Here is a 10,965-nt window from a genome sequence, read left to right on the forward strand (position 1 = left end):
GACAGGTTCGCCCTTCTGGAAAAGAGGAAGGAAATCCGATGAAAACGCTGCAACCCGATACCGCAAATGCTGCCCAATTCAAGAAGAAGGCTCTGGAATTGCAATCGGGCGATCCCCCGGAGATACCATCGCCTGAGCCCGAAAAAGTCCCCCAGCAGCCGCCGGAGACCATACCCCAGCCCGATGGTGATCCCATTGGTCCTGACGAACCGGACCAAATACCGCCGCTTCCCGATCCCGGGCCACCTTCGCCGGAACCGGACAACCCAAGCCAGCCCATGATGTTTTAATGGCTACCAGGATAGGGGTGGTTCTTCAATAAATGGGCAAGATGGACACAATTTGCGGCGACCATTTTCGTCGTTGAAACAACGACTTCGGGAATTGTGTTGAGATCGACGAAGTTGGTTGATTGCATCGCCTCGCCCACCCAATAGGTGACGGCATTCGCTGGCAAGGTCAAACCAACATCGTTCAAAGCCTGATATAGCTCTGCGGATACGTGATTGGCGCCATCCTCATTACCAACCACAACGACCGCAGCTACACAGTCATAGGAAGGCGTCCGGTTCTTGTCTTCTGTTTCGGAAAGAAAGGCATCCATGCGTTCCAAAACACGTGCAGATGCTGGATGGCTGTCCGAGCCAGATCGGGGTGCCAAGAATAAAAATGTCCGAATCTAAAATCTTTTGCCGCACAATGGGCCATTCATCCTCGTCGCTTTCGCGGGATGTCACACCCGGCTCGATATTGAATGCGTTCAGTCGCAGATGTTCGGTCTCTACCCTATATGAAATGAGATGAGAATCCAGATCGTAACAGTTCATCTGTCGAGGACGGCGTATGATCCGCGTTGCCTTTCAATGTTGCATTCAGCGCGAGAGCCTTGAGGGGGATGGGGTTTGGAGAAGTCGTCGTCATTACGTATCTCCTTTTTTCTTCGTGGTGTTGGACTTTGGCTCGCTTAAAGCATCGGAGAGATTTTTGCGGTCGGGATCTGACAGGCTATGTCCCGCCGCATCGCGTTGTGTGTCGGGATTATCGTCTGCCGGTTCATAACCGCGCGGTTGGTTTTCCGGTGGACCTTCCCATTTGGGTTTTTGATCGGTCGTTCCCGGCTTCGGTGAAGGATTTGCCATTGTTCAGCCTCCATTGATTAGGGAGGTCTAACTTCTCAAAACCACATATGTTTCGAACCAAATCGGTTTCTGTCGAAGGGCTTGCGGGAACGCAGTCTATTTCGGGCGATGTCTTTTTGCTCTTCGGGTCGCATTACGCAGCAATTCCTCAACATTCACTTTTGTAGTTTGATCTCCGTTTTCGTCTTCAATTGCCGTCCGAATGGCTTCGACTTCACTTTCGGTGAGGTGTTCAATGCCGATAAGCTGTGAACGCGCGCCTTCCAGACAACGAATGACTTCGTCCAGCTTCGCCTCCACTGCCGTGGAATCGCGGTTTTGCGAATTCTGGATCAGAAAGACCATCAGGAAAGTGATGATCGTTGTGGCTGTGTTGATGACAAGCTGCCAGGTGTCGGAAAAGCCAAATATCGGACCCGAACAGGCCCATATGAGTATGAACCCCAAAGCAACGCCGAACGCATAGGATGTCCCTGCCAGTTCAGCGATGGTCTGGGAGAGACGAGTGAAGAACTTTTCCATGGCAATTGCTCCTCCAGGATAGTGGAAGCCGACACAGCGCTCCATTGAAACTTATTTGACTGGGATCGGTTCCTTCGTGGCGAAGTCTATAAAGTAAAACGGCGTTCTCGAATTCCGAGGCTCTGGAAGAAATCAGCAAGAGGTCGCCGGAACATTTGCTCTACGAGATCGTTGGGCCAGGGAGGTTTATGGCGATGATTACACCCAACAAAACCACCGGTAGTGCCCGTGTCGAAGAGCGCCGGGCGGTCAGAAAGCGGAATCTGAACGTCGCCGCGGATTGCAGGAAGGCCGTATCTATCTGATCTGGTGGATGGTCATTCTCGCGATCATCTGCATCGGTTACGCCACTACGTTCTGGATATGACGAGGAAGCCCAGCCGCACAAGCTTTTCAAAAGCCAATCGATTGAGGACACCATGATGACTGAGCAAGAGCAAAACCCCGCTCCATTGACTGAAGATGAGGATATCAAGTTTCTCGCAGAGAACTCGGATCTTTCGCCACTACAGGCACGGGAATTGATCGAACGTTTGGGACACCGTGACCGGCAGAAGCTTCTCGCAGAGGCCAAAAAGTTCAAGGCGGAGAGCTAGTGTGGTGTCGGATGACAGTTGCCCGGAACAAGTTCGCGGTTCTGCGAGTTTATCCGAGCAGGTAATCTGACACGGAATGAGGAAGCCATGGCTATCCGCGCAAACTGGAAAGGCCAGTTGAAAGTCGAGCAGCTTTTGATGCCTGTCGGTCTTTATACGGCGGTGTCAACCTCCGAGCGGGTTTCGTTCCATCTGGTCAATCGCAAAACGGGCAATCGTCTCAGCCGCGAATTTGTCGACAGCGATACAGGCAAACCTGTTCCGCGCGAAGAACAGATCAAGGGATATGAAATCTCTTCCGGTCGTTATGTGAGTTTCGATGATGATGAAATCCAGTCGGCCATCCCGGACAGCAACAAAACGTTGAGTATCACTCATTTTGTCAAATGTGGTGATATCGATGATGTTTATCTGGATCGCCCCTATTATCTGGCGCCTGTTGATGATGACGAGGTCTTCTCGCTTTTTCGCGACGGTATGAAAGCCGAAAACGTTGCGGCGGTCGCAGAGGCGGTGCTTTTCCGCCGCGCGCGCAAAATTCTCATCCACGCGGAGGGCGATGGATTGATCGCAACGACGCTTAATTTTGATTATGAAGTTCGTCCTGCGAACGAAGCTTTTTCAAATCTCGAAGCATTCAAATTCGACCGGGAAATGCTCGATCTGGCTAAGCATATCATCGACACCAAGATGGGCCGTTTCGATCCCTCAAGCTTCGACGACCGTTATGACGCGGCGCTTGCCGAGCTGATAAAAGCGAAGATCGAAGGCAAGCCGCTCAAAAAGCCTGCCGCTCCAAAGACTGCTGACGTGATCGATCTGAAGGAAGCCTTGCGTAAGAGCGCAGCCATGAGCGCGCCGAAGAAAAAACCGGCGAAAACTGCGACAAGCAAAGCGAAGCCTCGAAAGGCCGGATGATGGGACAGCCGCTTGAAACCTATCACAAGAAACGCGACTTCAGCCTGACGAAAGAGCCGCGCGGCAAGGCTGGGCGGAGCAAGGGCGACCTTTTTGTGGTGCAGAAACACGACGCGCGCCGGTTGCACTATGATTTCAGGCTCGAAATGGACGGCGTGTTGAAAAGCTGGGCGGTCACGCGTGGACCAAGTCTGGTGCCCGGTGAAAAGCGTCTGGCTGTCCATGTGGAGGATCATCCTCTCGAATATGCCGGTTTTGAAGGCACAATCCCCAAGGGCGAATATGGCGGCGGCACAGTCATTGTCTGGGACAATGGGCAGTGGAAGCCAATCGGCGATCCACACAAACAGTACAATGAGGGGCACATGGAATTCGAACTGGATGGCGAAAAGCTCAAGGGCCGTTGGCATCTCGTTCGAATGCATGGAAAGCCCGGTGAAAAGCGCGAAAACTGGCTGCTCATAAAGGGGGAGGATGAGTTTGCGCGGGAGGCAAACGATCCGGATATTCTCGAGGAAGAACCGCAATCGGTAAAAACCGGGCGGGTTATTGCCGAGGTGGAAGATGAAGCGCCGGGCTGGTCATCCAAAACCGGGCCTATCGCTAAAACCCGCGTTGCCAAAGAAAAGGCGCAACCTCTGCCGAAGCTCGCCAAAAAGGCTGCGATGCCGCAGTTCATCGAACCGCAATTGGCGACGTTGGTATCCGCTGCTCCAGAAGGGAGCCGCTGGTTTCACGAAATCAAGTTTGATGGCTATCGTATTCAAGCGCACGTTTTAAACGGCAATGTCGTGCTTTATTCGCGCAGTGGGCTGGATTGGACCGAAAAATTCGGCCAAGCGATCACAAAAGATATTCTGGCGACCGGCGTCGACAATGCCATTTTGGATGGAGAAATTGTGGTGGAAAGCGGCGCGGGCTTGTCGGATTTTTCCGCGTTGCAAAGCGATTTGAGCGAGGGGCGTTCGGATCGCTTCGCCTATTATCTCTTTGATCTCCTCTATCTTAATGGCCGCGATTTGCGTCAAGTGCCGTTGGTCGAGCGCAAGGCGCTGCTGGCAAAGCTTATCTCCCCTTCGATGGCCACATTACGCTATAGCGAGGCTTTTGATGCCGACGGAGAAGCTGTGTTGAACAATGCCTGCGGTCTGGGGCTGGAAGGCATCGTCTCGAAGCTGAGCGAGGGCCTTTATAGTTCGGGACGCAGCAAAGACTGGCGCAAATCGAAATGCATCGGACGACAGGAATTTGTCATTGCGGGCTTTGTACCTTCCAGCGCAACGCGCGATGCCATCGGTTCGTTGTTGCTGGGCGTTCAGGAAAAGAGAGGTCTCGTTTCGGTCGGGAGGGTCGGAACCGGATTTTCGGTCAAACTGGCCAAAGATCTTTATAAAAAGCTCAACGCGATGCGTCAGGAGAAAAGCCCCTTTGCCACGACGCTGACAGCTGAAGAAAAGCGCGGCGCGATATTCGTCAAACCGCAGCTCGTCGCAGAGATCGAGTTTCGCGCATGGACCGCAGACAGGAGATTGCGCCACGCGTCTTTCCGCAGCTTGCGGGACGACAAGGCCGCGAAGGAGGTCATCTTGGAGAAAAGCGCCATGCCAGCCCGGCCCGAAAAAGCAGTTCCCGAAGAAGCCGATGTGAAGCTCACCCACCCGGACCGTGTGTACTGGCCGAAAGAGGGTATCACCAAAGAGGGATTGGCGGATTATTACGCCGAGGTCTGGCCGCGCATTGAGCCTTTTATCATCAATCGGCCACTGGCTTTGCTGCGCTGTCCGACCGGCATCGATGGCCAGCACTTCTTCCAGAAACACGCGTGGAAGGGCCTGAACGAACATATTGTTGAAGTTGATGATCCGTCTGAGAAGGATGAAGAACCGTACATAGCAATCAAGGATTTCGACGGTCTGATCGGTTTGGTGCAGGCCGCCACGCTGGAAATACATCCATGGGGATCGACCCTTAAAAACTGGGAACTGCCAGATATATTGACGATGGATCTTGATCCCGGAGACGGTGTCGCTTGGGAGCGCGTCGTCGAAGGCGCTTTTGAAACAAAGGAGCGGCTCGAGAAACACGGCCTCACCACTTTTGTAAAAACGTCGGGCGGCAAGGGGCTGCATGTCGTTGTGCCGTTAAAACCGAAGGCCGACTGGGAAAGTCTGAAGGCTTTCACCAAGGCAATCGCCGACGAGATGGCGGCGGATAGTCCTGATCGCTACGTATCGACTATTTCCAAAGCCAAACGCAAAGGCAAAATCCTCATCGATTACTTGCGCAATCAACGCGGTATGACTGCGGTTGCGCCATATTCGCCTCGCGCTCGTCCGGGGGCAGCGGTTTCCATGCCGCTCGCATGGAACGAAGTGAGCCCGGCAATCGGCCCGACCCATTTCACCATATTGAATACGCCGACGCGGCTTGCGGCTTTAAAGAACGACCCTTGGGAGGATTTCAGCAAAGCGGCAAAACCTTTACCGAAGCGGTAAGGGAACGCGCCAAAATAAGTAGTTAGCGCTGTTTTTTCTCGTTGGCGAGACTTTTGCGCAAAGCATCCATGATGTTGATAACATTGCCGCTGGTCGGCGGGGGCGTGGCGCTGGATTTAGCCTTTGCGGGTGCTTTTGTTTTCTTCTTCTTGGCGGCGATCATCGATTTCAGATTCCTCTGAACCGGGTCCTTCAGCAAATCCGGATTCCAGTCTTCCGTCTTATCCTTGATCAGCTTACGAACCATGGAAAACAGCTTTTTATCGGGCTTTTCGCCCCCGATATTTGAAAAATAATCCTCAGGTTTTCGCACTTCATCGCCGAAATGCAAGGTCCATAAGACAATACCTGGTCCACGTGGCTCCAGAAGGACGGCTCGTTCGCGCCGGTACATCACCAGTCGCGCCAAGCCGCAGACGCCGCTTTTGTCCATCGCTTCCCGAATGACGGCAAAGGCTTCCTGCCCAACCTTGTCAGCGGGTGAGAGATAATGGGGCTTGTCGTACCAGATCCAACCGATGCTATCGCGTTCTACGAATTTATCGATATCGATGGTGCGTGTGCTTTCGAGGGCCACCGCTTCCAGCTCATCATCTTCAAGGAGGATATAGTCGCCTTCCGCTTTCTCAAAGCCCTTGATCTCGTCCTGATCGCGCACAGGCTTGTGCGTCACTGAATCGACATAGCGGCTGATGACCCGATTGCCTGTTTTGGCGTTGAGCGTGTGAAAGCGCACTTTCTCGCTGTCGCTGGTCGCCGGCATCAACTCGACGGCACAAGTGACGAGCGACAGTTTCAGATAGCCTTTCCAGAATGCGTGCGGCACCGTTTCATCCCCTTTCAGGTGGAGGATAACCAATTGAAGGCTGGAAGGTTCCGGTTCAGGGCCGCGCTGGAACCTGTTAGGGGTTTGGGTGGTTATCAGCGAAGGAGATTCCGCCACAGCCATTTCGGGGAAGCACCATTGCTCGAAAAATCGCCGATCCCGCATCGCCTGATCCATGTCACTGATACCGAGCCGGGCCTAAAGCGCATTCGTTGCGGCACGGGCTTTCGTTATCTCGATTGCCATCGACATGCGGTCAGTGCGGGGGAAAAGGTGCGGATAGCGGCCTTGGCCATTCCGCCCGCATGGAACGACGTCTGGATATGTCTCGACCAGCATGGCCACATACAGGCTACAGGCCGCGACGCACGCGGCAGGAAGCAGTATATCTATCATCCTGCGTGGATGGCAGAGCGCGGACAGAGCAAGTTTTCAAGCTTGCAGGCTTTTGGTCAGAAGCTCAGCGGTCTCCGGCAAAAGATCGACGCAGACATACGGCGACGTTCCCTCGGTCGGGAAAAGGTGGTCTCAACCGTCATCTGGATGATGGACAGACTGTTGCTGCGCGTTGGCAACCCTAACTATGCGCGGGAGAACAACAGTTTTGGCATCACCACCTTGCGCAATCGCCATGTCAAGGACGACGGAGCAGGCTTGCGTCTGGTTTTCACGGGCAAGTCGGGCAAGAGCTGGAACCTGAAACTGTCCGACAGGCGGATTGCACGGATTGTGCGGTCAGTACAGGAGCTGCCGGGGCAGCAACTGTTCCAATATATCGATGACGAGGGAGCCCGGCGCGCCGTTTGCTCGCAGGATATCAACGATTATCTGCGAGACGCCATGGGGGCAGAATTTACCTCCAAGCATTTTCGCACCTGGGCTGCGACCGCAGAGGCAGTTGAAGCACTCTGCTCGACGGAATTACCTGAAAGCGAAGCGGCCAGAAAGCGCGCGCTCAATCAAGTGATTGACGGTATCGCGCAATCGCTTGGCAATACGCGGGCGGTTTGTCGCAGCGCCTATATTCATCCGGGCGTTATCGAGCATTGGGAGCAGGGGACGCTAGCTGGCGAAGTGGAGGCCGCCGGAGCGAACCGACTTGTGGCGCCTCGGCTGAGCAAAGCCGAACGCAATACGCTGAAATGGCTGATGGCGAATGCCTGAATAACGGAACTATTTCTCCCGCATCTGGTTAGTCATGAACTGACAAGGAAGGACGTAATTATGAAAACGGCCAAGTTTCTGCTCGGAATTTCGGGGTTAGCACTGGGATTTGCTCTGGCAAGAGCAGCATCGCCGCAAGTGCCCAAAGGCGTTGTGCCGGTGAAACCGTTCGATCTTTCCCGCTATCTTGGAAAATGGTTTGAGCTTGGCCGTATTGAAAACCGCTTCGAACGCGGTCTCACGCGCACAACGGCGGAATATTCTCTGAACGCTGATGGAACCGTCCGCGTCGTCAATAGCGGGTTTGATCCATGGAAAGGCCGTTCGACAAGTGCGACCGGTACTGCAAAATTTGTAGGCGCGTCCGACGAAGGTGCGTTGAAAGTGTCCTTCTTCGGCCCATTCTATGGCGGTTATAACATTGTTGATCTTGATGAGAATTACGAGTGGGCGATCATCGTCGGGTCAAGCCGCAACTATTTCTGGGTGCTTTCCCGATCCACAGTTCTCACCGACGAACTGAAGGCCCGTGCGGTAGCCGTGGCGTTGCTTCTGGGGATTAATCCCGACGCGATCCACTGGATACCGCAGGAGAAGCCGCTGTAGAGGCCGCTGTAGAGGCCGCTCATTCCACAGGATGATTTGCCATCTCCCTGCAGGATGCGGTGCAGCGTTCGCAAGCCGCCACACATTCTTCCATACCATCCAGCGCGCGACAGCTTTCCGCGCAGTCGTCGCATATCCGGGCGCAGAGCCTGCATAGATCATTGTGGATGGGGCTCTTAAGCATCATCACGTGCGCCGCAGTACGACAAAGTTCGGCGCAGCCCAGCATGGTTCTGAAATGTTTTGGTTCGACATGTGCGCCTCCACGTTCCAGACAATGGTTGGAAGCCATCTCGATACAAGTGCGATAGCAGTCGAGACAGGCGGCGATGCATTCAGTCTGCTTGGCATCGTGCATTTTCCGGTTCCTCCTTTGACATGTTCGAACCCCAAACCACGAAATGGCGTTATTGTTTCAAATGGAACAGAAGCGTATTTTTGCGGTTATGCCTCGGGATGCTCCAGGAGGAGAGCCGATGGCTAGTGGAAAATGGAAAAAGCGAATCCGTCGGGCCAAGGCTGGCCACGAACTGGAGCAGGCGGCAGCACTTCCCTATCGGTTTGAAAATGGCCACCTTAAGATCATGCTGGTCACGTCGCGCAGCACGCATCGCTTCACCTTGCCGAAAGGCTGGCCGATGAAAAAGCGCAGCCTCGCCGACGCTGCACGTATTGAAGCCCTTGAAGAAGCGGGGATTGAAGGAAAAGTCAGCCGTTCTACGATCGGCCACTATCTGTATTGGAAGCGCCTGAAAAGAGTTTTCATCCCGGTTAAGGTGAGGGTCTATCCGTTGCATGTTCAATGCGAAAACGCCCGTTGGCCAGAACAGAAGCAGCGCCAGCGCAAATGGCTTTCGCCGGATGAGGCGGGTCTGCTGGTGGACGAGCCGCAATTGATGAGCCTCATTGCGTCCCTCGATACCGATCATCGAGCCTAATTTTGTGGGAACATAAACTGCGCTTGTCGGTTAGGTGCTGGTCTGAGCCCAGAAAATTCGTCCAAAGGAGAATGAGATGGACGATCATCACATCCCCAAGCAACTCCGACAAGAGCATAAAAAGACATCAACAACGCCTGATAAGAATTCCGAAAAGTCGAAGGACCAGAAGGCCACTGACAGTCTGAGGGACCGCGATGACAAGGAGCATTGGCTCTACGCGCAACGCGTGCCAGACAAATGAGAACGCTCCTTCTCTTGGCCATCGGTGTGGTGTTGCTTCTGGTGGTAGGGTCTCTATTTTATCCTTCCACCGATGACGATGCTGGAACACAGCCTTCGCCCCATTCTTTACAGACAGATCCTCCCGATTGAAGCGCCCGCTTAAAGCGGGCGCTTTCTTTTAGAGGATTGGCTTTCCGCCCGTGACTGCAATGGTTGCCCCTGACGTATAGCTCGATAGTGGATCTGCCAGCATGACATAGGCGGAGGCAAGTTCCGCAGGTTGGGCGGGTCGTTTCATCGGCGTCTGTTTGCCGAATGATGCAACAGCCTCTTCCGGCAATGTGGAAGGGATCAGGGGCGTCCATACCGGACCCGGCGCCACCGCATTGGCGCGAATGCCTTTTTCAGCCAACAATTGCGCAAGGCCAGCAGTGAAATTCTGGATGGCGCCCTTCGTGGTTGCATAGGCCAGCAAGGTCGGGTTGGGCATGTCCGAATTGATCGAAGCCGTGTTGATGATCGCGGATCCCGGTTTCATATGAGGCAGGGCGGCCTTTGTCAGATAGAACATTGCATGGATGTTCACACGGAAGGTCAGATCCCATTCTTCATCGCTGATATCTTCCAACGCGTTAAAACTGGCCTGATGCGCGGCATTATTGACCAGGATATCGATCTGCCCAAATTCTTTGGCAGCGCGCTCTGCAATTTCCCGGCAGGTCTGGGAACGCTGAATATCGCATTTCATCAAAACGGCCTTGCGGCCCTCTGCCTCGATCAGCGACCGCGTTTCAAGCGCATCGGCCTCTTCCTGAAGATAGGCGATCAGAACATCAGCACCTTCTCGTGCAAAGGCGATAGCTACGGCGCGTCCGATCCCGCTATCGCCGCCCGTGATAATGGCTTTTCGTCCTTCCAGCTTGCCGGAACCCTTGTAGCTTGCTTCGCCATGATCAGGCTTGGGATTCATCTTTTCCGTCAAGCCTGGCATGGCCTGATGCGGCGTATCGAGGGGAGGGGCGGGATATTGTTTATTCATAACGGGTTGTCCTTCCTCAGCATTATTATCGCTTCGGATCTAACCACCGGAATCCTCCGGTGTTCCCATCATGTGGCGTAGAATGTGTCCGTGACGTTCGGGACTACTGTTCCAGACCGCGACGACGAAAAAGAGCTTCCGCAATGACCGACAGATCATTGTCACGATTGCTCAGCACAAAGCCGGTAAAGCCCCTGTTATCGCTAGCCGGATTCATGGATAGCGCGAAAATAAACGGCGTTGATCGCGTTTCAAGCGCATCGACGAGCGGCAATACAGTTGCCGGATCCAGCGCCACATCAAGTATAGCGGCGTCGACTTTTTCGTTTTGGAGAAAATGGAGCGCTTGCTCAGTCGTGTTGACGGGGCCAAGAATTACAGCACCAATCGCACCAAGTTTGCGACCGGTTTCCTCCGAAAGAAGAAAACTGTCTTCGAAAACGAGAATGCGCTTGCCCGAAAATGAATACATGGCCCTATCATTTAGACTTATCATA

Annotated in this window: 14 protein-coding genes and 1 pseudogene; 8 read left to right on the forward strand and 7 right to left on the reverse strand. The window is 53.9% G+C overall.

The genetic code is table 11. From position 1 onward, the window contains the following. Window positions 1-38: 38 nt before the first annotated feature. The gene (locus HWD97_RS18670) at window positions 39-290 is read left to right on the forward strand and encodes a hypothetical protein (protein ID WP_371835435.1); all 252 of its coding nucleotides are present in this window, start codon (window positions 39-41) and stop codon (window positions 288-290) included. Here the strand turns inward: HWD97_RS18670 and HWD97_RS18675 are convergent. The 3 genes and pseudogenes from HWD97_RS18675 to HWD97_RS18685 all read right to left on the reverse strand — a co-directional run bounded on the left by HWD97_RS18675 (window position 287) and on the right by HWD97_RS18685 (window position 1,661). After that, window positions 287-897, reverse strand: a pseudogene (locus tag HWD97_RS18675) (flavodoxin family protein). The gene HWD97_RS18670 and the pseudogene HWD97_RS18675 sit on opposite strands and share 4 nt — an antisense overlap. Before the next feature lie 23 nt (window positions 898-920). Next, window positions 921-1,139, reverse strand: coding sequence for a hypothetical protein (locus tag HWD97_RS18680; protein ID WP_371835436.1), 219 nt, complete (start codon window positions 1,137-1,139; stop codon window positions 921-923). Window positions 1,140-1,235: 96 nt separating this feature from the next. Further along, complete coding sequence (locus HWD97_RS18685) at window positions 1,236-1,661, reverse strand: low affinity iron permease family protein (protein WP_371835437.1); 426 nt, start codon at window positions 1,659-1,661, stop codon at window positions 1,236-1,238. A gap of 419 nt (window positions 1,662-2,080) precedes the next feature. Between HWD97_RS18685 and HWD97_RS18690 the strand changes: the two genes are divergently transcribed. The 3 genes from HWD97_RS18690 to ligD all read left to right on the forward strand — a co-directional run bounded on the left by HWD97_RS18690 (window position 2,081) and on the right by ligD (window position 5,670). After that, window positions 2,081-2,257 (forward strand): hypothetical protein, encoded by a 177-nt coding sequence (locus tag HWD97_RS18690; RefSeq protein ID WP_171318161.1) that lies wholly within the window; start codon window positions 2,081-2,083, stop codon window positions 2,255-2,257. Window positions 2,258-2,344: 87 nt separating this feature from the next. Then, window positions 2,345-3,175: a Ku protein gene (locus HWD97_RS18695; RefSeq protein ID WP_371835438.1), complete on the forward strand. Its 831-nt coding sequence runs from the start codon at window positions 2,345-2,347 to the stop codon at window positions 3,173-3,175. Then, the gene (gene ligD / locus HWD97_RS18700) at window positions 3,175-5,670 is read left to right on the forward strand and encodes a DNA ligase D (protein WP_371835446.1); all 2,496 of its coding nucleotides are present in this window, start codon (window positions 3,175-3,177) and stop codon (window positions 5,668-5,670) included. The genes HWD97_RS18695 and ligD overlap by 1 nt, the downstream gene beginning before the upstream one ends. 22 nt (window positions 5,671-5,692) lie before the next feature. Here ligD and HWD97_RS18705 read toward each other — a convergent pair whose 3' ends face one another. Then, a complete protein-coding gene (locus HWD97_RS18705) occupies window positions 5,693-6,496 on the reverse strand; it encodes a Ku protein (RefSeq protein ID WP_109366411.1) in 804 nt (267 codons plus the stop codon). A 138-nt stretch (window positions 6,497-6,634) separates the two neighbouring features. Between HWD97_RS18705 and HWD97_RS18710 the strand changes: the two genes are divergently transcribed. Both HWD97_RS18710 and HWD97_RS18715 read left to right on the forward strand, forming a co-directional pair. Then, window positions 6,635-7,660, forward strand: a complete 1,026-nt coding sequence (locus HWD97_RS18710) for a DNA topoisomerase IB (protein ID WP_371835439.1) — start codon at window positions 6,635-6,637, stop codon at window positions 7,658-7,660. A 60-nt stretch (window positions 7,661-7,720) separates the two neighbouring features. After that, window positions 7,721-8,266 carry a lipocalin family protein gene (locus HWD97_RS18715; RefSeq protein ID WP_371835440.1) on the forward strand — a complete coding sequence of 182 codons (546 nt, stop codon included), beginning with the start codon at window positions 7,721-7,723 and terminating at the stop codon, window positions 8,264-8,266. Between the two features lie 19 nt (window positions 8,267-8,285). Here the strand turns inward: HWD97_RS18715 and HWD97_RS18720 are convergent, their stop codons facing one another. Further along, window positions 8,286-8,624, reverse strand: a complete 339-nt coding sequence (locus HWD97_RS18720) for a four-helix bundle copper-binding protein (protein ID WP_371835441.1) — start codon at window positions 8,622-8,624, stop codon at window positions 8,286-8,288. 61 nt (window positions 8,625-8,685) lie between these two features. Between HWD97_RS18720 and HWD97_RS18725 the strand changes: the two genes are divergently transcribed. Next, complete coding sequence (locus tag HWD97_RS18725) at window positions 8,686-9,204, forward strand: NUDIX hydrolase (RefSeq protein ID WP_371835442.1); 519 nt, start codon at window positions 8,686-8,688, stop codon at window positions 9,202-9,204. A 76-nt stretch (window positions 9,205-9,280) separates the two neighbouring features. Next, entirely contained in the window at window positions 9,281-9,448 is a 168-nt protein-coding gene (locus tag HWD97_RS18730; RefSeq protein WP_171318211.1) for a hypothetical protein, read from the forward strand. 159 nt (window positions 9,449-9,607) lie between these two features. Here the strand turns inward: HWD97_RS18730 and HWD97_RS18735 are convergent, their stop codons facing one another. Next, a complete protein-coding gene (locus tag HWD97_RS18735) occupies window positions 9,608-10,468 on the reverse strand; it encodes an SDR family oxidoreductase (RefSeq protein WP_371835443.1) in 861 nt (286 codons plus the stop codon). Between the two features lie 103 nt (window positions 10,469-10,571). Further along, a partial coding sequence (locus HWD97_RS18740; protein ID WP_371835444.1) for a transcriptional regulator occupies window positions 10,572-10,965 on the reverse strand: 394 nt, incomplete at its 5' end.

This window comes from Ochrobactrum sp. C6C9 (assembly GCF_022627935.1).
Taxonomy (GTDB): Bacteria; Pseudomonadota; Alphaproteobacteria; order Rhizobiales; family Rhizobiaceae; genus Brucella; species Brucella teleogrylli.